Annotated in this window: 18 protein-coding genes; 6 read left to right on the forward strand and 12 right to left on the reverse strand. The window is 43.5% G+C overall.

Annotated features, from left to right (window positions below):
* Window positions 1–425: 425 nt before the first annotated feature.
* The gene (locus tag L2730_RS10130) at window positions 426–1,820 is read right to left on the reverse strand and encodes a PhoH family protein (RefSeq protein ID WP_248974492.1); all 1,395 of its coding nucleotides are present in this window, start codon (window positions 1,818–1,820) and stop codon (window positions 426–428) included.
* Window positions 1,821–2,136: 316 nt separating this feature from the next.
* Here L2730_RS10130 and rapA point away from each other — a divergent pair, with 316 nt between their 5' ends.
* Window positions 2,137–5,043, forward strand: coding sequence for an RNA polymerase-associated protein RapA (gene rapA, locus L2730_RS10135; protein ID WP_248974493.1), 2,907 nt, complete (start codon window positions 2,137–2,139; stop codon window positions 5,041–5,043).
* A gap of 167 nt (window positions 5,044–5,210) precedes the next feature.
* Window positions 5,211–6,089: a DUF3530 family protein gene (locus L2730_RS10140; protein ID WP_248974494.1), complete on the forward strand. Its 879-nt coding sequence runs from the start codon at window positions 5,211–5,213 to the stop codon at window positions 6,087–6,089.
* A 12-nt stretch (window positions 6,090–6,101) separates the two neighbouring features.
* On the opposite strand, the gene L2730_RS10145 is transcribed toward L2730_RS10140, so the two are convergent.
* The gene (locus tag L2730_RS10145) at window positions 6,102–6,599 is read right to left on the reverse strand and encodes a YqhA family protein (protein ID WP_248974495.1); all 498 of its coding nucleotides are present in this window, start codon (window positions 6,597–6,599) and stop codon (window positions 6,102–6,104) included.
* 111 nt (window positions 6,600–6,710) lie between these two features.
* Window positions 6,711–7,517: a crotonase/enoyl-CoA hydratase family protein gene (locus tag L2730_RS10150; RefSeq protein WP_248974496.1), complete on the reverse strand. Its 807-nt coding sequence runs from the start codon at window positions 7,515–7,517 to the stop codon at window positions 6,711–6,713.
* A 383-nt stretch (window positions 7,518–7,900) separates the two neighbouring features.
* Between L2730_RS10150 and L2730_RS10155 the strand changes: the two genes are divergently transcribed.
* Both L2730_RS10155 and L2730_RS10160 read left to right on the forward strand, forming a co-directional pair.
* Window positions 7,901–8,896, forward strand: a complete 996-nt coding sequence (locus L2730_RS10155; protein WP_248974497.1) for a response regulator — start codon at window positions 7,901–7,903, stop codon at window positions 8,894–8,896.
* 13 nt (window positions 8,897–8,909) lie between these two features.
* Complete coding sequence (locus tag L2730_RS10160; protein ID WP_248974498.1) at window positions 8,910–9,878, forward strand: sensor domain-containing diguanylate cyclase; 969 nt, start codon at window positions 8,910–8,912, stop codon at window positions 9,876–9,878.
* A gap of 81 nt (window positions 9,879–9,959) precedes the next feature.
* On the opposite strand, the gene rraB is transcribed toward L2730_RS10160, so the two are convergent.
* The 6 genes from rraB to L2730_RS10190 form a co-directional block, all read right to left on the reverse strand.
* Entirely contained in the window at window positions 9,960–10,355 is a 396-nt protein-coding gene (gene rraB / locus L2730_RS10165; RefSeq protein ID WP_220736917.1) for a ribonuclease E inhibitor RraB, read from the reverse strand.
* A 28-nt stretch (window positions 10,356–10,383) separates the two neighbouring features.
* Window positions 10,384–11,112 carry a 1-acylglycerol-3-phosphate O-acyltransferase gene (locus L2730_RS10170; RefSeq protein ID WP_248974499.1) on the reverse strand — a complete coding sequence of 243 codons (729 nt, stop codon included), beginning with the start codon at window positions 11,110–11,112 and terminating at the stop codon, window positions 10,384–10,386.
* 199 nt (window positions 11,113–11,311) lie between these two features.
* Window positions 11,312–12,097, reverse strand: coding sequence for a metal ABC transporter permease (locus tag L2730_RS10175; RefSeq protein WP_248974500.1), 786 nt, complete (start codon window positions 12,095–12,097; stop codon window positions 11,312–11,314).
* Window positions 12,098–12,176: 79 nt separating this feature from the next.
* Complete coding sequence (locus L2730_RS10180; protein ID WP_428848447.1) at window positions 12,177–13,100, reverse strand: metal ABC transporter solute-binding protein, Zn/Mn family; 924 nt, start codon at window positions 13,098–13,100, stop codon at window positions 12,177–12,179.
* Entirely contained in the window at window positions 13,084–14,277 is a 1,194-nt protein-coding gene (locus tag L2730_RS10185; protein WP_248974501.1) for a hypothetical protein, read from the reverse strand. Before L2730_RS10185 ends, L2730_RS10180 begins: the two co-directional genes overlap by 17 nt.
* A 779-nt stretch (window positions 14,278–15,056) precedes the next feature.
* A complete protein-coding gene (locus tag L2730_RS10190) occupies window positions 15,057–15,320 on the reverse strand; it encodes a hypothetical protein (RefSeq protein ID WP_346347819.1) in 264 nt (87 codons plus the stop codon).
* 349 nt (window positions 15,321–15,669) lie between these two features.
* On the opposite strand from L2730_RS10190, the gene L2730_RS10195 reads away from it, so the two are divergent.
* Entirely contained in the window at window positions 15,670–17,277 is a 1,608-nt protein-coding gene (locus L2730_RS10195; RefSeq protein ID WP_248974503.1) for a mechanosensitive ion channel family protein, read from the forward strand.
* Between the two features lie 65 nt (window positions 17,278–17,342).
* Here the strand turns inward: L2730_RS10195 and L2730_RS10200 are convergent, their stop codons facing one another.
* The gene (locus L2730_RS10200) at window positions 17,343–19,055 is read right to left on the reverse strand and encodes a formate--tetrahydrofolate ligase (protein WP_248974504.1); all 1,713 of its coding nucleotides are present in this window, start codon (window positions 19,053–19,055) and stop codon (window positions 17,343–17,345) included.
* Between the two features lie 141 nt (window positions 19,056–19,196).
* On the opposite strand from L2730_RS10200, the gene L2730_RS10205 reads away from it, so the two are divergent.
* Window positions 19,197–20,087 (forward strand): aldo/keto reductase, encoded by an 891-nt coding sequence (locus L2730_RS10205; RefSeq protein ID WP_248974505.1) that lies wholly within the window; start codon window positions 19,197–19,199, stop codon window positions 20,085–20,087.
* Between the two features lie 61 nt (window positions 20,088–20,148).
* Here L2730_RS10205 and L2730_RS10210 read toward each other — a convergent pair whose 3' ends face one another.
* The gene (locus tag L2730_RS10210; RefSeq protein ID WP_248974601.1) at window positions 20,149–20,982 is read right to left on the reverse strand and encodes a MaoC family dehydratase; all 834 of its coding nucleotides are present in this window, start codon (window positions 20,980–20,982) and stop codon (window positions 20,149–20,151) included.
* A 130-nt stretch (window positions 20,983–21,112) separates the two neighbouring features.
* On the reverse strand, window positions 21,113–21,997 hold the full coding sequence (locus L2730_RS10215; RefSeq protein WP_248974506.1) for a TraB/GumN family protein: 885 nt from the start codon (window positions 21,995–21,997) through the stop codon (window positions 21,113–21,115).
* Window positions 21,998–22,036 lie beyond the last annotated feature (39 nt).

The following is a 22,036-nucleotide window of genomic DNA, read 5'->3' on the forward strand; positions in this document are numbered from 1 at the left end:
AACATTGACTTATCTTGGCATGCTACCTAATAGTATCAGGAAGATAACGTATTGGAATACTCAATAGTAGCTTAAAATGTAACGAATTATCGAACAATGGCCTCAATATTTCTGAGGCCATTTAGTTCAAGCTTGTAATACCAATCAGAATAAAGATTTGATCGCTCAGCGAGAGTTTAGCGGCTTTGAAGTAAGGTAATGAATGAAGTACAAAGCTATTCTACGTTCAAGTTCATTAACGCAGCATCAGAGCCACTAAAACTCGCCTGTAGGAGTGTTTTTGGCTTGCTACTTCTGTGTTGAATAAACTCATAAGGGAATAACCATTATGTCATTTATCCGCCTTGAATTAGCTTGCCAAAAACACTCTGAGTAGATCAACTTCTTATACTGATTGGTATAAGTCTAATAAGCGATGGCTTAACTTATAGGTTCTCTTCAGCAAACTCTGCTAAACGAGAACGTACCACACCGTTTAAGTAAACATTGGCGCTACCATCAAAATCTTTAAAGCGCTCGACTATGTAGGTTAGGCCTGAAGTCACTGCCGTCAGGTAATTGGAGTCTATTTGTGCCAAGTTACCACTACAGATCAACTTCGTGCCCTCACCCATGCGGGTGATCATGGTTTTGATCTGCGATGCGGTTAAATTTTGACACTCATCAAGCAGTACAACCGAGTTTTGAATTGAGCGACCGCGCATGAAGTTAATCGACTTAAACTGGATGTTGGCCTTGTCCATGATGTAGTTCATGCTGCCGCTAGGGTTAACATCATTTTTATGCAGTACTTCCAAGGTATCGGTAATAGCGGCTAGCCATGGCGCCATCTTTTCCTCTTCAGTACCCGGTAAGAAACCAATCGACTCAGCAATCTCAGGGGTATTTCGAGTAACGATAACTTTTTCATACTTGCCACGCTCAACGACCATCTCAAGTGCTGCAGCCATCGCCAATAAGGTTTTACCACAGCCGGCGGGACCGGTTAGGATCACCAAGTCAATCTCTGGATCCAACAGCGCTTGCAGTGCCATCCCTTGATAAACATTTTTTGGTCTTATACCCCACGCATCTAAGTTCATTAGCCTTTCTCGGCCTAGATCTAAGAACTTAAGTTCGCTATCGGTTTTTTCGATAATACGACCACAAAAATCACGTCCCTCGTCTAACAAATATTGGTTAGTGTAAAAAATGTCGTCGCCTAATTTGTCGATTGGCACTTTGTGCACCGTATGGCGACCATTACTTTCGGTAGTGACATCATCAGTATGCTGCCAAAAGTCACCATCGAACTTATGGAAACCTTTAGTTAGGAAGCGAATGTCGTCAATTAATTGGTCGGTACGATAATCTTCAACACGCTGTATTCCCGCCCCTTTCGCTTTGAGGCGCATATTAATATCTTTGGTCACTAACACGACGGTGCGGGGTTGATGGAGCTCTTGTAGATGTAATGCAGTATTGATAATGCGGTTATCGTTATTATCACCGGGCATACTGCCAATGGTGAATTCGATTTGATGATCTGGAAAAATGGAGAGTGTGCCGTTAGCATCACTGTGATCTTCTCGCCTAGGCAGTGGTACACCTTGGACAATTTGCTCCGGTGTCGTTTGCCCACCGAGTATGTCTTCTAAGGCTCTAATTGCGACCCTTGCATCGCGACTAACATCTCGCTTTCTATCTTTGATGAGATCCAGTTCTTCAAGAACTGTCATTGGTACGACTACATCATGTTCCTTAAATGAATAAATTGCCAAAGGTTCATGCAGTAATACGTTGGTATCCAGTACAAACAACTTTCTGTCGTCTTGTTCCATGGCGCCTCCAATTGTGCATTAGTTTTGATTACAAGATAAATGAAGCTCCTTCTAAGAGTGGTAAGTAACAAGTCATTAACTTCATACTGCCACCAATATTGTCTCGCTTCAATGCCCTTACGTAATTTAAGGTGTCATCATTAGCGCTGAAATATGACAAGTTGATGATGCAGTAGAATAGGTTCATTCAATTGGTGAATTTGTAATCTATCACCAACAGATTTAAGCTAATATTAGTAGGTTCAATTTCAAAATGTGTGGGATTGTTATAACATACGCGCCCCTTGTGATTCACCCAGTATATGAGAGTTTTTAAATGCCGTTTTCCCTTGGTCAACGTTGGATCAGCGATACCGAATCAGAACTAGGTTTGGGTACAGTCGTCGGTATGGAAGGCCGTATGGTCACTGTACTTTTTTCTGCGACTGGCGAGAATAGACTGTTTTCTCGTTCAGAAGCCCCGCTAACACGCGTTATCTTCAATCCAGGCGATAAAGTTGAGAGCCACGATGAATGGTCATTAACCGTTACCGAAGTTGAAGAAAAAGATAACCTTATTATCTACCACGGCATTCATAGTGAAACGGGTGAGCAAGCTAGCTTGCGTGAGACGCTGTTGAACCACAATATTCGCTTTAATAAGCCACAAGATCGCCTGTTTGCGGGTCAAATTGATCGCATGGACCGTTTTGGTGTGCGCTACCAATGTCAATTACTGAGAAATAAGCTGGCGACCTCAGATCTACTTGGACTGCAAGGGCCAAGAGTTGGGTTGATCCCACATCAACAGTGGATTGCTCATGAAGTCGGCCAACGTTTTGCGCCGCGAGTGTTACTTGCCGATGAAGTAGGCTTAGGTAAAACCATTGAAGCGGGTTTAATCATTCATCAACAGCTGCTAACTGGCCGAGCTGAACGTATTTTAGTTATTGTACCGGACACTTTGCGCCACCAGTGGTTGGTTGAAATGCTGCGTCGCTTTAACTTGCGTTTCTCGGTATTCGATGAAGATCGCTGTGTTGAAGCTTATGCTGATAACGATAACCCTTTCTACACCGAGCAATTGGTTATCTGCTCGCTTGAGCTTCTGCGTAAGAAAAAACGTTTAGACCAAGCATTGGATGCCGACTGGGATCTGATGGTGGTCGATGAAGCGCATCATTTAGAATGGTCAGAAGAAGCGCCAAGTCGTGCTTATAAAGTGGTTGAAGCATTAAGTGAAGTGGTTCCAGGCGTACTACTGCTTACCGCAACGCCTGATCAGCTAGGCCACCAGAGCCACTTTGCTCGCCTACGCTTACTCGATCCAGACCGCTTTTATGACTACCCCTCTTTCTTGAAAGAGGAAGAGAGTTATAAAGATGTCGCTACCGCAGCGGATGCTTTAGCCAGTGGCGAAAGCCTCTCAAGTGAAGCTATCGCTAGCCTAACGCTGTTGCTATCAGAGAAAGATATCAGCGACAGCATCAATCTTATTCAAGATGAAAAGGCCAATGCTGACACTCGCAATCAGGCTCGTGAAGAGCTACTACAAGAATTACTCGACCGCCACGGTACAGGTCGTGTGCTGTATCGTAACAGCCGCGCCTCGGTAAAAGGTTTCCCTACTCGTAACCTGCATATTCATCCACAGTCGATGCCAGAGCAGTATGTTACTGCTTCACGTGTTAGTGCCATGATGAACAAGCATTTAGACACCAATGCAAAAGTACGACAAGTGCTGAGTCCTGAGAAAATCTACCAAGATTTTGATAGTGGTAGCGCCAGTTGGTGGAAGTTTGATCCTCGCGTTGATTGGTTAATTGATTTCCTTAAAACCAACCGCAGCAAGAAAGTACTTATTATTGCCAGCCAAGCTGAAACGGCATTGAGCCTAGAAGAAGCACTGCGCACACGTGAAGGGATCCAAGCCACCGTATTCCACGAAGGCATGTCGATTATTGAACGCGATAAAGCTGGTGCCTACTTTGCCCAAGAAACCGGCGGTGCGCAGGCGCTTATCTGTAGCGAAATTGGTTCAGAAGGTCGTAACTTCCAGTTCGCCAGTAATTTAGTTCTATTCGATCTCCCCCTTAACCCAGATCTACTTGAGCAACGTATTGGTCGCCTCGACCGTATTGGTCAGAAAAATGATGTTGAGATCCACCTGCCTTACTTAGCGGGTACTGCGCAAGAGCGATTAATGCAGTGGTATCATCAAGGGTTGAACGCCTTCGAATGTACTTGTCCAAGTGGTCATATTCTATTTGGTGAGTTCTCGGGCGAGCTGCTTGAAACCTTAACCACCGACGATGAATCAAGCCTTGAGACACTGCTTCATAACACTAAGTCACGTTACCAAGAACTGAAAGTGGCGATGGAGCAAGGGCGCGATAAACTGCTAGAGATCAACTCTCACGGCGGCGAGCGGGCTAACAAGTTAGTTGAAAGCTTAGCAGCCAGAGATGAAGACACTCAACTAATCGGTTCAGTGATCCGTTTATGGGACATCATAGGTGTTGAGCAGGAAGATAGTGGTGAGAATGCGATAGTGCTGCACCCAAGTGAGCACATGATGTTCCCGACCTATCCAGGCCTGCCGGAAGATGGCATAACCGTCACCTTCGACCGAGATATGGCACTTTCACGTGATGACATCGCGCTTATTACTCAAGAGCACCCTATCGTTCAGACTGGTTTGGACTTGATCACCTCTTCAGAAACTGGCACCACCAGTGTTGCAGTGTTGAAAAACAAAGCATTGCCCGCTGGCACAGTGTTCTTAGAGCTAATCTATATGGCTGATGCATCAGCACCAAAATCTAGTCAGCTATATCGTTACCTGCCGCCAACACCTATTCGTATCTTGCTGGATAAGAGTGGCAACAATCTATCTGATAATGTGACTTACGAAAGTTTCGACAGACAGCTAAGTGCAGTTAACCGTCATATTGCAAGTAAGTTGGTGACCGCCTCACAGGCAATTTTGCACCCGCTATTTGCTAAAGGAGAAACCTTTGCAGCGAGTGAACTCAAATTATTGACAGAAACTGCTCGAGAGAAAATGACTCAGCAATTGACGGGTGAGCTTGAGCGACTAAAAGCACTCAAAGCGGTTAACCCAAATATTCGTGATGAAGAGCTAACTCATTTAAGCGAACAGATGAGCGAGCTAAACCGCTACCTTGATAGTAGCCAGCTGCAACTTGATGCTATTCGTTTGGTGTTAGTCAGCCACGCTTAAAGTAACGACCGTTTCAGCCCCGCTTTTAAGTGGGGCTTTTTGTTTTTAACAGCCATATTTTTATATGGCAACAATTTTACTAACAGACCTTAAGCACTACATTGCTTTGCGATATACTCGATGAATTAACCTCACTATGCTTGGCTACATTAAGGTTGTACTCGCGTATGTATCAACAAACTTTTAATCCTTTAAAAATATTGCTTACGCTTGTCTTAACCCTATCAGTGGCCTTTGTTGCGGCACCCACCATAGCGCAGGATTTTTCTTATCTACCCCAGACCGAAGTCAACTACCTACAGGTGGATGACCAGCAATACCCAGCGCTTTTAAGACCCTGGCAAGGTAAGAAAAAGTTAGGACTGGCGATTATTGTTCCACAGCTCGGCTCAAGCCCTGATGAAGCGGGCTTTACTGCATATATACGACGTGAACTTAACCGAGCAGGCTGGGCAACACTTGCCATTACCCCCCCAAAAAAGCCAACAATGCCCAACTACGCAACTCAAGCTGAAGATGTTGCCAATGCAGGAGATAATCAGCTCAGCCAACAAAGCACCCAAGCTATGCCAGTGTTCAGTGAAGAGCAACTCACCCTCAATATTGAGCAACAGCAAAGCTTCCTAATTAGCAGCATGGCTCAGTTAGACAATTTAGGGAAGGAGTTTCAAGGCAAACGGATTTTAATCAGCTCAGGTGATAGCGCGGCTATTATCGCCGAATTACTAAAAGATAATCAGTTACCAATGCCAGATATGCTCACTGTGATCAATCCCTATAGTGACTATCCAAGCCATAATCAAGCACTAGCAAAACATCTCGCAGAGCTAAGCATACCCATACTTGATATCCAATCTAGAGACGGCACTGCTGCATCTCTTGCTACACAGCAAATGCGTTTAGAATTGTTACCACAGAACCAGCCTTACAAATATCATCAATACAGAATGTCTCTGGATCTACTACACAAAGAAGGTTGGAGTAACGGCATTAAATTAATTGAAGGCTTTGCACTGCGGATAAATAAAGCCTACCCGAACGGATAGGCATTATTATTTTTAGTCTTTGCTTAACTTTAATGCGCCAGCAATCAGTACCACGGTTATCCCCATATAAAGTAAATCTAACGTTGTAGCCGGTTTGATTTCACTAAAGAACGAAAATACTTTGATGATCAGCATCATCAGTATCACTTTACCTAATTTGCTCTTAAGCGAGTCGATACTACTGATGATCAGTATTTTTCCGCCCGCTTCACTTTTACTCGCTTCATCTAAGTTACTAATGAACAGCTCATACAAACCAAATGCAAAAATAAGTAAAACGGCGCCAAGTAAAAAGGTATCTAGGATCTCAACCACAACCATAACGAGATCATTACGTATTGCATGGCTACCACTAAACACATAACCCCAAATAAGATGTAGCATGTGAATAACGTCTTTTAACCCCATTGCAAACACAACAAAAGCCGCAATAATGCAAGATAACACACCAAACATGACCGAAAGTCGGCTACTCCATAGAAAACGTTCAAAAAGCTCACGCACAATCATTTAATCCAACGAGTTTAAGTAAGATGCAAAAGTGTAAAATATGCCTCCCACCTCCACACTAACTTCATGGTTATTTGTGATATTCATCACAAATTAAACAATAGATCATAATCACCAACCTGATTGCCTATTTCTATACTCCTTTAGAGAGTCTTTAGACTGTCTTATTGCAGCAATAATTCGGTTCTTACCAGCCAATAATCTCACCTGATAAAAAGACTCTCTGCGCAGTAATTGCCTTATGGGTGCACTCCAACTTTTTTGAATACTTTGCTTAATGGCCGCATTTGCATCTGGCGATGTTTGCATCAATTGCTGAGCGAATATGGTTGCGGCAGCCATAGGTTCAACCTCAACGGCTGTGAGCAAATTGTAGGATAATGCCTCTTCAGCAGTTAAAATATCAGCAGTCATAGTTAACTTAAGCGCTTGATCTCTAGGCATTAGCTCTCTAAGGCCGACAAAACCAGCCATATCCGGCACCAATCCCCAACGCGCCTCCATAATCGACAACTTACAACTAGGGGCTGCAATTCTAAAATCAGCACCTAACGCAATTTGCATCCCGCCACCATAACAAACGCCTTCCAATACTGCGATGACAGGTACAGGTAATCGTCGCCAGCCTATTGATACCCGCTGCGCCAAATTGGCATTACCTGGAAGCCATTTAAACAACAGTTTTACCGCATCGAAGGGAGATTTACTGACACTCTTTACATCGAGGCCAGAGCAAAAGCTACCGCCCTCACCAAATAAGATAACCGCCCTTAGCGATTTGTCCTTTCTAAGCCGAACTATGCATGCGTCCACCTGCTTAAAAAGCTCATAATTCAAAGCATTATACTTTTCAGGACGATTTAGAGACACATACGCAATATTATCTTCTTTTCGCATCGAGACTAATTTATTGCTCATTTTCAAATCCTTTTACTCACTACTGGTCTGTCCAGATTGCAAGTTAACACATTTGGAATAAATCGTTAATACCTATAACATGTCGTTGTTTTTGACTATCGTCAATAAACTGTCATACAGTGCTACTTTCTATCAATGTCAGGATAGAGGATAATTATCGGTGAAAGATCTGTGTATTTCTGCATTTATGGCATTGATGTGACACGGTTAGGAAACTAATTCAATTGCAATATTAGCGTTAAAAAAGCAATATAGTAACGCAGTGAATTTATATTAAAACATTTAAATTCATATAGATAGGTATAAGGTAAACTTTCAGTTAGCTTTTAAAAATAACAAAAAATAGTTAACTTGAGCAGGAATATTAGGATAAAAGAACAATAATGCCCTTTCCCGTACTAATATGTGACGACTCTGCGCTCGCAAGAAAGCAGATGGCACGAACACTTCCAAAAGAGTGGGACGTTGAACTCACCTATGCCGCTAATGGTGCGGAAGGGATCGATGCGATCCGTGAAGGTAAAGGCGAGATTGTTTTCTTAGACTTAAATATGCCTGTCATGGATGGTTATGAAGTCCTCGAAGCGATCCAAAAAGAAGATCTTCCCGCTCTCGTCATTGTCGTTTCAGGTGATATCCAAATAAAAGCTCACGAACGGGTTAAAGTACTCGGAGCTCTCGACTTTATTCAAAAACCAGTGAGTGTTGACGCTATCAGTCACATCTTGCAAGAGTACGGCATTTTAGAACTCGCGATTGGTACTGGCCAAACTGAAAACCCGATGGTTGAGGTTGACCTACGTGATGCTTGCCAAGAAGTCGCTAACGTCGCAATGGGACGAGCCGCAGACTTGTTATCAAAACTACTCGATGTTTTCGTGTTGCTGCCTATTCCTAACGTTAATGTGCTCGAAGTCAGTGAACTGACAATGACGCTAAAAGCGACGGAGGAAAACGGTACAGTCTCCGCACTTTGTCAGGGCTTTATTGGTGCAGGTATAGCAGGTGAAGCTTTACTGCTATTCCATGACTCCTCTTTTCAAGATATGGCCAAGCTGATGAAGCTTGAAAATCCAGAAGATGAAACCACTGAGTTAGAAGTCATGATGGACACTGGCAACGTGCTTATCGGGGCCTTTCTCAATGGGATCTCAGAGCAGCTACACATGAAATTCAGCCAAAGCCACCCCGTGGTATTAGGCCGTCATTGTACCGCCAATGAACTCATCCATGAGAATTCAGATAAATGGCAACGTACCCTAGCAATGGAAATAAACTATCAAATTGAAGATCATGATATTCAATGTGATTTACTGCTGCTATTTACTGAAGACTCATTGCCAACGCTTAACTATAAGCTCGGCTACTTGCTAGATTAAGATGGATCATAAGATGGCAGACGATCAAAGCGCGATGAACGAGCTACACTGGCTGATTGATATGGTGCAAACCATTGAAGTTGGATTAGTCGTACTCGATACCGATTACAACATCCAACTGTGGAATGGTTTCATGGAAAACCACAGTGGCGTCTCACCTAATTCGATTAAAGGTAATAATCTGTTTGAGCAGTTTGAGTACCTTCCCTCAAAGTGGCTTAAACACAAAATGGAGTCAGTATTTCAGCTAAAAAATCGCGCATTTATTAGCTGGGAACAACGTCCATTTGTTTTTCAATTTAAAAACTATCGTCCGATTACCGGTCGCGCAGACTTCATGTACCAAAATGTAACTTTGCTGCCGCTGTCATCATTGACGGGTGAAGTGACTCACTTAAGTATGATTGTTTATGATGTTACTGATGTCGCTATTAACAAGTTGCAGCTAAAAGCGGTTAATGAAAGCCTTGAGGTATTAAGTCAGGTCGACGGTTTAACCCAGCTGTATAACCGCCGTCACTGGCAACTTTGTATGCAAAAAGAGTTCGATCGCAATAGTCGCTACGGCGATGAGACGACCTTGGTAATGTTGGATATTGATAACTTTAAGCTGATTAATGACACCTACGGCCATCAGGCGGGTGACAAAGTCATTCAAAACGTATCACACCTCATCAATAAGTCACTACGAGAGACAGATTGTGCTGGCCGTTATGGTGGCGAAGAGTTTGGCGTAGTGCTTGCCAATACGCCTGCTGCTAATGCGCTATTTTTTGCTGAGCGATTACGGAAAAAAGTCGAACAATCAGAAACTGTGTTTAACGAACAGATCATTAAGGTCACGATAAGCATTGGCATATGCGATATCCAACCAGAAGTAATGAGTAGTGAAGCGTGGCTTTCTTTAGCCGATCAGGCTTTATATCGGGCCAAAGAATCGGGCCGAAACTCATGTGCTATCCATCAGCATAAAAGCAGCTAGCCACTTAATTGGCTGATTTTAGATAGCAAAATGCCCATCAATGATGGGCATTTTTGATTCGAACTTAGTTGACTATGATGCTTAATCCAGTTCGTCTTCCTCTTCATCACGAACTTCACCGTCTTCATCGATGAAGTAAGTACCCCAACCGTCATAATCCACTTTTTGCTTATTCGCTAACAGCAATAGTTTTTCACAAGCTGTGTCGAGTAGCTCAACCTCAAGCTTATGAGAGGCGACAGCATCGAAACAGATAATCACCGAACCATCTTCTAGTTCCATCTCTTCAGCGTCATTCACTTCAAAACCTAATTTGAAGGCGTCTACAGCTGCTTTTTCTAAGCGATCAAAATTGGTCGATGAGAAGTGATGCTCAATGGTGTAATCAGCATCTGGCAATGAACCGTCAGCAAGGATCGCTTCTACGATTTCACGGTTCTCAGCTTTTTGTTCGTTTAACAGGCGTTCTATAGACATCAGTTGCTCCTCAAAAATTTCGCGAAGATTATACCGCTTTAGTCATTAATGCAGAAGCTTCTTGATTCAACTGTGATAACTTTTCCGACATCAAAGTATGAATGCGTTTAGAAAGCTCTTTCACCTGTGTCTTATCAACCCCTTTGGTTTCGATAGGCTCCATCATTTCAATAATAACTACACCATTATTCCAGCGGTTTAATTTGATATGACCTTGATTGGACGCCAACACAGGCACCATAGGCACCCCTGCCGCAATTGCAGTGTAAAAAGCACCAGCTTTAAAAGGTAGTAGCCCCTTGCCACGAGATCGGGTTCCTTCAGGGAAAATCCAAACCGATAAACATTTGTCTTTAATTTTTCTTGCCGTAGCAGCCATGGTATCAAACGCTTTACTGCGATTTTTACGGTCAATCAATATGTTACCTGACAGCCAGTAAATTTGGCCAAACAGCGGCATCCAAGCAAGGCTTTTCTTACCTAGGCTAACAGTCCCTTTAGGCACGACTGCGGTATGAGTAAACATATCGAAATTATTTTGATGATTAGCGAGGAAAACACAAGGCTCTTCACTTTCGCCTTTAGAGTTGCGAACAATGACCTTAATGCCAAGTACAGGCGCCGCCCAAGAAAAAATCTTAGCAAACATATGCACATTGTCACGGTGACGTGGTCGTAAAACGCAAGCTAAGCCACCGATAATAAAGGCTAAAACTAACATAACAGCTAAAATCAAACATCTAAGGATTAACAGCACTACAATCTCCCGCGATTTAATTGGCGCCAGTATAGCCAGCAAGCTCTGGCGACTCAATGTTTAGTTTACACATGTAGCCTGAACAAAGCCTATACAATGACGTACTCTTGTTACTTTAGCGCACGCAACTTAAGCGAACTTTAATCTAGCGCACATATTAAACATCGCGAATTCTAGCCTATAACCGACTTTTTCAAGGTCAGACCTCAGCAGCAATAGCTTTCGGCTTACTCGAAAAATGCAGTATAAGTCTAAAGCAAATTGCACTTACCGCTAAGGTCGCCACTATCGCTGCGCCGCTAGGTAGATCAAATGAAGCAGATAGCACTAGTCCCGCAACATAGCCAAATAAACCAACAAAGTAGGCCCAACCCAGCTTAAATCGGCCATTAAAGTGATTGACCGCGAGCGCTGGTAGTATCAAAGAGCTAAAGACCAAATAGACTCCGACAAGCTCAACAGAAAGCGTGATAACGATGGCGAATATCAGGTAGAAACCACGACCAGAAAGGATTTGAGGCTTTAGCGCCAAGAGTAACAAAATTGAGCCATAAATAACTGCAGGCAACACTAACTGGCTCCAGTTGACCCAAAGGATCTGCCCCGACATCAGCTGTTTTAGCATCTCAGCCCCATGAGGGTCATTCGATAGTAGTAGCATAGCCGCTACTGCCGCCAATACATAGAAACAGCCAATAATGGCTTCCAGCTCATCGGCCATTCGTTTTGACAGCCAGGCGATGAAACCTGCGCCTGCAATTGCAAACAGCGCTGGCATCCAAATATTAGAGAAAGGTAAAGCCTCAATATCGTGGTTCATATGACCCACAATAGCGCCTAAGGCTGCCACTTGGGCAATGGCAAGATCGATAAAAATGATGCCACGTTTCAATACTTGTTGTCCGAGGACAACATGGGTAGATAGAACCAGCATTCCGGCAACGAAAGCAGGCAGTAAAATTGATAATAGGTCCAGATCAAACATTAGCATTAACTCTGGTTAGGTGATCAAATTGCAGCTGAGTATTAACAACAATACTCAGCTGCAGCGGGCTCATAGGAAACTATTGAGCTGCTAACAACAGATCAATTGCACTATCGTACAAGCTAAACAGATCAACACTATCATCATTACCACCCACTGACATTGGCAATACGATAACAGGCAGATCAGCACGCTCCCCTAGCCAGTCAGCACCGCGTTCACTTTGATATGAAGCGATGATAATAGCTAAAATGTCGCCCTGCTTAGCACGATTTAACAAACCTGCTAAATGAGAACTACTAGGCGGAATACCGGGTTTGGGCTCAAGATCGGCTACTTGCTCCAAGCCTAACCAGTTATACAAGTACTTAAAGCTTGAGTGGTAAGCAATAACCTTCTTTCCCTGTAATGGTTTAGCTTTTTCTTCCCAACGAGGAATAGCTTGGCTCCAGCGTTCACTAAAACTAGCAAAGTTAGCTTTATACTCAGCAGCAGAATCCGCATCAATTTGAGCCAGCTTCTGTGTTAGTGCTTCTGCTACGCCCAGCAAACGTCTTGGGTCGAACTGCAGATGTGGGTTACCTTTAGCGTGAACATCTCCCATTGAACGGTCAACAGAACTCATCTGATCCAGTGTGTCAATTTGCTCAGCAGCAAAGAATAACCCTTGATCAGTTGAGCGTACTTTGGCGTTGGCCGACTTCATCTGTAGCATTGGCAACCAGCCAATCTCTAAATCCGCTCCTGCACAAACAGCTAAATCAGCTTGACGCATTTTTGCGATCAGGCTAGGTCTCGCCTGCACCTGATGAGGATCTTGCATCGCCGTTGTGGCCGAATAGATCCGCGCATCTGGCGCCAGCTCCTTTGCTAACGCCGCATACTCAGGCTCACAAGCAAAAATATTAAGCCCAGCGACAGCACTGTTAGCGGTACCTAAAGCCAAGGTCAAAGTGAGAGCCTTAAGCCCTCCAGTTAAAAACTGCTTAGAATTGATGCGCACCGTGAGCCCCCAGAGTCATAACATACTGAAGAGTTATAACATTATCGTCTTCTATACCGTCAAAGTTAGTACCTTGCTGGTTGGTATATTGCAAACGAACCGTTGAGAAATGACTATGGTGCCAAGCTAAGCTGACTTCAGTTTCTTTCAGCTTTTGCGGGTCAAAATGGTCATCATGCATCAATTGAGTATCTACCTGGCCATAACGTACACCTGCAGACCACTTTGGTGAGAACTGATAGACACCACTTAAGTACCAGCCATCCTGATAGTCTTTACCTGCATCGTCGTGATCATGCTCGTCATGATCATCATGCCCCTCTTCTAACGGTTTAAAATCAGTCACTCTAAAGTATTCGCCACTTAGAGTAAGATGCTGATATTTGTAGTTACCATTAGGCGCCCATTTGTAGACAAAATCAGCTACATAGGTGTTTTCACCGGTGTACTGCGCACTATGGCTATGATCATGCTCTTCTTGAACGGCGGCATGATCATCGTGCTCTTCAGCAGTCATGCGACCATTTTCATTACGTAGGTAGCTTAATCCCGCCTGCCACGAACCATTAACACCTGCATCGCCACCGATCTTGGTAAATGCAGTATAAACACCAATGGTTTTGTAATCGCGTTCACCATGCTCATCAGCGGCTTGCATACTATCGCCTTTAAATGCCTCAGCCCCCATAGTCCAATATAGATCTGTAGGCGCCACATAGCTCACTCGCAGACCGTCATCAAAATAATGGCTGCCTAGAAAGGCACGGTAGGCTGCTGGTCTGTCTGAGAACGCATCAGTGTGTACATGTTGATTATTTAAGTAGCCAATGTCTGATAAGAAGCGACCCGCTCTCATGGAAAGGCCGTAAGGCATTGCCATTGTTTGAATGAACGCTTCTTCAAGGCCTAGTTCAGTCTCACCATCATGCACCTCTATGACAGCGGTAAGCTTACCGTAGAACATATCATCGATATTGGCACTCATCGCCACTTCAGTGTGGCCTAAGCCAAACCCTTCAACACGTTCGCTCATCGGGCGTTCAGTGTTTTGATAGTAACCATCTAGAACTGCACTTATCGCAGGGTTGGTTAGGCTTGAATCTTCCGCATAAGCGTTGATTGAAAAAAAGGCGCATGCAGCAGCTACACCGGTTAGGCGCATAGTAGAAATAGTCATTTTGTCTCCGAAATACAGCTAAGCAAAGTCTTCCCAATAGGAATACTTAATTTAATTTTTAGTTATTTTTTGAATTACTAAACTGTAAAAGGAGGGGCGCGGCTATTGAAGAAATTCACATGAAGTGAATTAAAAACAGGAAGGATATACTCTTTGCTCTCAACAAACTGTCGTTCTACCGCAATATGTATTTCAAAGCTAGGTAGCAGCTTATTGACGTGGTGTTGGTGATAACACAGAGTACAATGGTTTTGAGCGCCATCATCCAAATGACTCAGATCATGAGCGGACGCTGCAAATGACAGGCACAAGAATACGGCAATAAGCCCTATTGCAAGTTTCTGTTTTACGCTACTCAGTTGAATCAAAGTGTTAACCTTGTTTACAAAAAAAACATGCCAATTCTATGTCGTTCGAAGTCGAAGTCAAGCGTTCACTAATTGAAAGCGTTACAAAGTGTTTGTGACGAATATCACTTATACTTGAATGACAATTAATACTGTCTTAAGCTCATACAGCTAATATAACTGCTGTAAAATGCATTCATAGTGATATGAAACAAGAGTTTATTTATTAATAAGGCGCAAATACTATGCTTGAACTTCTTCGCTCAAACTTAAAATTTCTTATTTTGACGTCGCTATTTTTTATTGTAGTGCTTGGCGGGATTTATTACGTTGAAGCTGCACTTGAAGCACAGGTTCAGGTTGTAGACTAGTCTTTACGTCATGACAGAGTTGCACTCTCTAGTGCTAACTCTGTTAATTACCTATAAGCTATTAACGATACTTCTGCCGCTCTTCACTGTTATCAACTTGCTCAGGCGCTTCGGTGACTTTCATATGATCCATCATATGACTAACCAGCAACAACATCACCGCAAATATCGCTACCGGGATACAGATATTACGTATGCTTTCGTCGAAATACCCCCATACGATTGCCATAAATCCAATATAGAAACCTGCCATTTTTACTCGCGCCATCGGTGCACTTTTTCCTAACCATGCGTCACAAAGTGGACATTGGATCTCTCCACTCAAGCCTTTTCCCCTTTGGTTGACTATTTTGTCGATCGCGAAAGACTTAGAACAATGTGCACATATCAAAGCGGTTTCTCTCTATATCATCAATTAAATTTGTTTTGTGGCTAACAACACCAATAAGTGCCATATGCAGCCAAAAACTGGCCGCCAATTCTAACAGATTAGACTTTCTTCAGGGCGTTATTTTTCTCAATGCTGCTATCAAACTTACAACGGGCGGCTGATATGCTAACTGCCATTATCGAATTCCTAGCGAACTGAAGAAAATTTGCGTCTCTGATTTGACTACCTATTTAATATAATTGGTATAATATTATTACTTTAGGGAATTAACGGACGCGCACAGATGCATAGATTGCTTACCCGACTCATCTTTATCAGCTTATGCTTTTTCTCCTCCATCATATCTGCAAATGATGATCCACTAACAAAAGAGCTCAACAAAATCCAAAGCGCCATTGATAGCGATGCTAAGGTGCTCGTTGGTACTAAAGGCGAAATAAAATCATTTCTAGAATATCGCATCAGCCGTAATGCCACTTTATTACAAGAAAAACTCAAAGAGCAAATTGAGGCAACACCACCTAATTTAGAGATGCTTAAGCCTTATATTGTTAAACAGCTTGCCTTCACTAACTTAGTTGAGGACTATTTTAACGATCAGAAAAAAACACTAATGGGTCAGGTGGGAGCCGACAATGACCGCAAGATAATGCTGCAATTGATCCATATACAACGGGAGCAAGACAAGCTTTATGTAGCCGAGAAGCAGTTAATCGATTGGGCGTTAATGGTTGGTGTCGATGTAAAAGACAAAAACAAACAGTTCATTGCCGCACTGGTTAACAGAGCTGACGATCTCGATAGTTTTGTTCATTACAATCAGTCTCGGCTCGCTCAAGCCGTTGCGGATGTCACCGTCGCGGGGAAAGATGTCAGCAGCGACCAAACTGCCATAGTGGTTGAGCTAAAAGAGCGCCTTGACCAAAGTTCATCAAGCCTGTCGATAGCCATTGGCTTGCTTGATGAGTTAGGGCAAGACACTGCGATGTATAAGCAAACTCTATTTAGTATCTCAGGCGATATTACTCAAGACGTCCTTAACTTCGATGTTGCAAGCAGCCTGCTCAGTGAGTGGATGTCGATTGCCAAAACCCAAGCCTTAGAAAATGGTGCTAGCGTTGTGTTTAAGCTGATTATTTTCAGCCTAATTCTGTTTCTATCCAGTTTGGTTGGCAAAATTGTTAAACGCGTAGTACAGAAAACAGTGAGTAATTCTAAGCTTAAATTTAGCTTGCTACTGCAAGACTTCTTTATCTCACTTTCTGGTAAAGCAGTTTTTGCTTTAGGCTTATTAATTGGTCTGTCACAACTCGGATTTGAACTGGCGCCACTGTTAGCAGGTTTTGGTATTGCGGGTGTGATTATTGGTTTTGCCCTGCAAGATACCCTATCTAACTTTGCTTCAGGCATGATGATTTTAATCTACCGCCCTTTTGACGTCGACGACCTCATTAATGCCGCAGGTGTTACCGGCCGAGTCAGCCATATGAGTCTGGTATCAACCACGATCAAAACGTTAGACAACCAACGACTAATTATCCCCAATAACAAAATCTGGGGAGACACTATCAACAACATTACTGTTGAACATCAGCGCCGCGTCGACCTAACCTTTGGTATCGGTTATGGCGATAACATTGAACATGCTGAAAAGGTGCTTAATGAAATTGTCATGGCGCACCCTAAGGTGCTAAAAGATCCTGAACCTTTGATCAAGCTGCACGTATTAGGCGAGTCATCTGTCGACTTTATCGTTCGCCCTTGGGCTAAGCCTATAGATTACTGGGATGTTTATTGGGACATTACCCGCGAAGTGAAAATGCGCTTTGACGCTGAAGGTATTAGCATTCCGTTCCCGCAACGCGATGTACATATCTATCAAACGACCTAAAATACACTGCTAACAAAAAGCCCCACCAGCAAAGGCTGATGGGGCTTTTTTATGACGAGTTTATTTTAGGCTAAACCAATAATCTCATCATCAGCATCGATATCTATATTCAAATAGCCAGGCTTAACTCCAAGTCCAGGCATCGTCATCACTTTACCAACAAGCGCAGTAATGAATCCAGCACCAGCATTAAGTCTTAACTCGTTAATAGGCAGTTCAAAGCCGTGGGGCACTCCCTTCACATTAGCATCATGGCTAATCGACATAGGTGTTTTAGCAATACAAAGCGGTAACTCGCTGTAACCGTGTTTGTGTAACCAAGCTAGCTGTAGCTTTGCTTTATCTGATAGAGAAGCACTGGCAGCGCCATAACCGACTTCGGCCAAGGTCATCAATTTGGACTCTAGCGTATCTGCTGTTTCGTATAAGCAATTGAACTCGGACTGTACCATTGTTGCTGCATGAACGACTTTTGCCAGCTCAACAGCCCCTTGAGCACCATTGGCAAAGGCATCACTGATCGCACAGCCAAATGCACTGGTCGTTGCCACCTTTGCCTGTAACCAATCAAGCTCAGCTGAAGTATCTGTTGGGAAACGATTAATCGCCACCACAACAGGCGCGCCGTATTGGTGTACATTGTTAATATGCCACTGCAGATTCGCAAAACCAGCCTCTAAACGAGCCATATCAGGCTGATCGATGGCTATGTCAGATTCTATACCGCTATTAGCTTTCAGTGCTCTTAGTGTAACAACCACAACTGCGGCCGATGGCTTGTACCCTGACTCTCTAACCTTAATATTACTGAATTTCTCAAAGCCCATATCAGAACCAAACCCAGCTTCGGTAACCACTACATCGGCCAATTTTGCAGCAATATTATCAGCGATAATCGACGAGTTACCGTGGGCGATATTGGCAAAGGGACCGGCATGAATAAAGCAAGGATCTCCCGATAATGTTTGCATTAACGTTGGCTCAATTGCATCACGCATGATAACCGTCATCGCGCCTGCAACTCCGATATCTTCAGCCGTTATAGGTTTACCATCTAGATCAAGTGCTAGCACTAGTCGACCCACTCTTTGGCGCAGATCTTTAACATCTTTGCTCAGTGCGAGAATCGCCATCAATTCAGATGCTGCAGTGATATCAAAGCCCGAACTATGCACGGGTCCGTTTATCGCTCCAAAGCCCACCTCGATCTGCCTTAAACTGCGCTCGTTATGGTCGACAACTCTACGCCATAGGATATTGTCAGGATCGATATTCACAGCGTTGAGGCCTGACTCTTTTGTGAAAGCTGGGCCTCCTAATCTTGTTTCATGAAACAACCGAGCATCAATCGCCGCTGCAGCAAGGTTATGTGCACTGCTCACCGCATGAATATCACCGGTCAAATGTAGATTCAACTCCTCCATTGGCACCACTTGAGCGTAGCCACCTCCCGCAGCACCACCTTTGATCCCAAATACAGGTCCCATGCTTGGTTGACGTATGCAAGCGCATGTTTTCACTCCGATTGCATTCATCGCCTGAGTTAAGCCTACGGTAGTAACTGTTTTCCCTTCACCATAAGGCGTAGGCGTTACCGCTGTGACAATGACCAGTTTTGCATCAGGTTTATTAGCTAAGCGGTTAGTAACAGACAATGAGATCTTGGCTTTGTTAGTACCGTGTAAAGAGAGTTCTGACTCGAGTATTCCAAGATTGGTCGCGATTTCAACGATAGGTTTACAGGCATGTTTACGAGAAATGTTTATATCTGACAGCATTGCTATGTATCCACTGTTTTATTTGTTGGGGTAAACTAGCTAGTAGAGCAATATAGTGGATCTGAAACCACGGTAGAATAGTGATACGACACTATTTTAGCTTTTCATAATCTACATCAATAAAATAGACAGGAATAGCTCATGCAAAGTAGTGAATTTCAGCTATCACAGTTTGTCGCGGGATTTTGGCGAGTTGCCGACTGGCAGTTATCAGCCCAGCAGCGCTTAGCCATTATTGAGCGCTACATTGAACTTGGCGTTTACAGTATGGATCACGCCGATATTTACGGTGGCTATCAATGTGAATCTCTATTTGGTGAAGCCTTAGCTTTACAGCCAAGCTTAAGAGATAGCATCCAACTCATCAGTAAGTGTGGCATAAAACTGGTCACTGATAAGACTCCCGATAACTACCTCAATCATTACGATACTAGTCGCCAACACATTATTAAAAGCGCTGAAGCCTCACTACAAAATCTGCAAACCGACCGCTTAGATCTTCTATTGATCCACCGCCCCGATCCATTGATGAATGCCGATGAAGTCGCTTCGGCTTTCGAGATTCTGCATCAGCAGGGCAAAGTACGGCACTTTGGCGTGTCTAATTTTAGTCCGCAACAATTTGACCTATTGCAGTCACGCACCTCACAAAAGCTGGTGTGTAATCAAGTAGAAATTTCCCCCATTAACATGAGCACGGTACATGACGGTACCTTAGATCACTGTCAACAGCACAATGTGGCACCAATGGCGTGGTCCTGCTTGGGCGGTGGTAATATATTTGAGGCTAACGATCCGCAATCTCTAAGGCTACGTGCAGTATTGGAAACCATTGCAGATGAAGTCAGTGCACAGAACATCAGCCAAGTGATTTATGCTTGGGTGCTTGCTCTCCCTAGTAAGCCTCATCCAATCATTGGCAGTGGTAATATTAGCCGAATTGAGTCAGCAGTTAGATCCGATAAGATTACACTAACACGGCAACAGTGGTTTAGTATTTGGCAAGCATCTACCGGCCACGGTGTACCATAATATCGGCAGTTTTCAGATACAAAAAAAGGCGCAATTACGCGCCTTTATATATGCCTGCAGCTTACAAGAAGCTAATTTCACCCGTTAGGTGTGGACGGCGACCTTTTTGATCTCTTAGTTCAAAAACTAAACTATCTTGCTGTTTCTCAGCGGAAAAACTAACATTGCCAGGCATAAACAAAGGTAGTTTAAAGGCGACATCGATCTTGCACGGCTTATTGATGATCTCTGGCATAACTTGTGCGACACAACGACCTTTAGACCACATTCCATGGGCCAAAACACGGTCAAAACCGAAACGTTTCGACAACACAGGGTGCAGGTGAATAAGGTTGTAATCTCCCGATGCTTTAGCGTAACGGCGACCTAAGTCTTCAGTTAGGCTCCACGCTTCAGGCGCATCCCAATTCATATCACTTGCTTTAGGCGGACGCACGCGTTTGGTTTTACCTTCAATACGGTAAAGGTAGGTTGATAGTGATTCCCAAACCAGCTCGCCAGCTACAAAGGCTTTTGATACTAATTCAAACTCTAGACCTGAATCTGTCATTTGACTGGTGGTTAACGAACATTCAATATCATAGTTTTCTGCCACACTTGTAGCGCGATGCAGAGTGATACTGTTCTTTAAGTGGATCATCCCCAGCAAAGGAAACGTAATCGCTTCGTGAGTAAAAATCATCGCATGTAATCTAAATGCCATCACATACAAATAGGTAGGCGGCAAAGTTTGACCATCAAACTCAAAACCACATACTTTGGCATACTGCTCGACCTTATCTGTAGCTAATGCCACATTGGGACTGCTCACTTTAATCATAGGCAGCGGCTGTTCATCCCACCCTGGTTTACGCCCAAAAAATATCTTTCGATACAGCGAAAACAGTGACGGCATAGCCTTTAAATCAATACAGTATTCTTTACTCAAACTAATCAAACCTTACATTAGAACGCAGACAAAAATAAAACGAGCGGCGGATTATACCCTAAAATGCCCAAAGCCGATAATCCACATTATAAAAGCTTTAAATACAACTGCTTTGCCAACAGTTTTTACTACTTACTCCGTAAGGCGTTAGGTAGGCCTGAACACTCTTAGCCCCCACTAAATGCCCTGCACCAACAACCACGAATAAAGGTTGTTTTGTTGTCGACAAATTCATCAGCTCGATCAGTTTACTCGCCATGCCCTTATTGCGCCCCCATAACATCCGTTCCACCATCTCCGTATTACCATCACGTAGCATTTCCCCTTCCATCAAGTCAGCCAACTCAGTTTCATCACCGCTTCGCCAGGCCGAAATCAGCTCCAACATATCTGAATCGGGCGCCTCTATTGCTTCACGCACCATCTCCCACTGTGTCTCAGGGCTAAAAGAAGACAACAGTTCAAACTGAAACTCAGTGCTTTCTAGCTCATAAATAGGGCGTTGACCCGCTTGTTCCACTAAAACTGAATCAACACCATAAAGAGCGCTATAACCTAAAGCTGTATAACGTCCCATACTTAACTGCATCGATTGCAACCAAGGGGCATAGCTGCTTAACGCAGTACATAAGGCCGCCTTATCCTGACAATAAGTCGCTAACACTTGTTTAGTATCATCATCCATAGGTAAAGTTTCAGCGCCGTATTTTTGCAATAGCGCTGGTACGTTAGCGCCTCTAACATCAGCCTCAACAACTAACGCTTTTGATTGTAAAAATGCCTGCTCAATTTGTTCGGCAAATGGGTAAAAATCAGCTTTTCCAATGTGAATAGAACCTAACAGGTAAGCAGTTTTACCTTGATAATCGATTTGATAAAACGGCGGTTTATCGGTGGGGGCAGCGTTAACAAACGTTGCCAACAATAGACTAGAAACACTAACTAACGATAATAAAGTTTTCTTGATACTTGTTGCCAACATACTTGCCCCTTATAATTCAGCAAATTTTAAAATGAGAGG

It is taken from the genome of Shewanella kaireitica (assembly GCF_023284045.1).
Classification (GTDB): Bacteria; Pseudomonadota; Gammaproteobacteria; order Enterobacterales; family Shewanellaceae; genus Shewanella; species Shewanella kaireitica.

Bases quoted from the DNA above. Each gene is read 5' to 3' on its own strand.
- L2730_RS10130 (WP_248974492.1), bottom strand. From the start codon at position 1,820: ATGGAACAAGACGACAGAAAGTTGTTTGTACTGGATACCAACGTATTA.
- rapA (WP_248974493.1), top strand. From the start codon at position 2,137: ATGCCGTTTTCCCTTGGTCAACGTTGGATCAGCGATACCGAATCAGAA.
- L2730_RS10140 (WP_248974494.1), top strand. From the start codon at position 5,211: ATGTATCAACAAACTTTTAATCCTTTAAAAATATTGCTTACGCTTGTC.
- L2730_RS10145 (WP_248974495.1), bottom strand. From the start codon at position 6,599: ATGATTGTGCGTGAGCTTTTTGAACGTTTTCTATGGAGTAGCCGACTT.
- L2730_RS10150 (WP_248974496.1), bottom strand. From the start codon at position 7,517: ATGAGCAATAAATTAGTCTCGATGCGAAAAGAAGATAATATTGCGTAT.
- L2730_RS10155 (WP_248974497.1), top strand. From the start codon at position 7,901: ATGCCCTTTCCCGTACTAATATGTGACGACTCTGCGCTCGCAAGAAAG.
- L2730_RS10160 (WP_248974498.1), top strand. From the start codon at position 8,910: ATGGCAGACGATCAAAGCGCGATGAACGAGCTACACTGGCTGATTGAT.
- rraB (WP_220736917.1), bottom strand. From the start codon at position 10,355: ATGTCTATAGAACGCCTGTTAAACGAACAAAAAGCTGAGAACCGTGAA.
- L2730_RS10175 (WP_248974500.1), bottom strand. From the start codon at position 12,097: ATGTTTGATCTGGACCTATTATCAATTTTACTGCCTGCTTTCGTTGCC.
- L2730_RS10185 (WP_248974501.1), bottom strand. From the start codon at position 14,277: ATGACTATTTCTACTATGCGCCTAACCGGTGTAGCTGCTGCATGCGCC.
- L2730_RS10195 (WP_248974503.1), top strand. From the start codon at position 15,670: ATGCATAGATTGCTTACCCGACTCATCTTTATCAGCTTATGCTTTTTC.
- L2730_RS10200 (WP_248974504.1), bottom strand. From the start codon at position 19,055: ATGCTGTCAGATATAAACATTTCTCGTAAACATGCCTGTAAACCTATC.
- L2730_RS10205 (WP_248974505.1), top strand. From the start codon at position 19,197: ATGCAAAGTAGTGAATTTCAGCTATCACAGTTTGTCGCGGGATTTTGG.
- L2730_RS10210 (WP_248974601.1), bottom strand. From the start codon at position 20,982: ATGCCGTCACTGTTTTCGCTGTATCGAAAGATATTTTTTGGGCGTAAA.
- L2730_RS10215 (WP_248974506.1), bottom strand. From the start codon at position 21,997: ATGTTGGCAACAAGTATCAAGAAAACTTTATTATCGTTAGTTAGTGTT.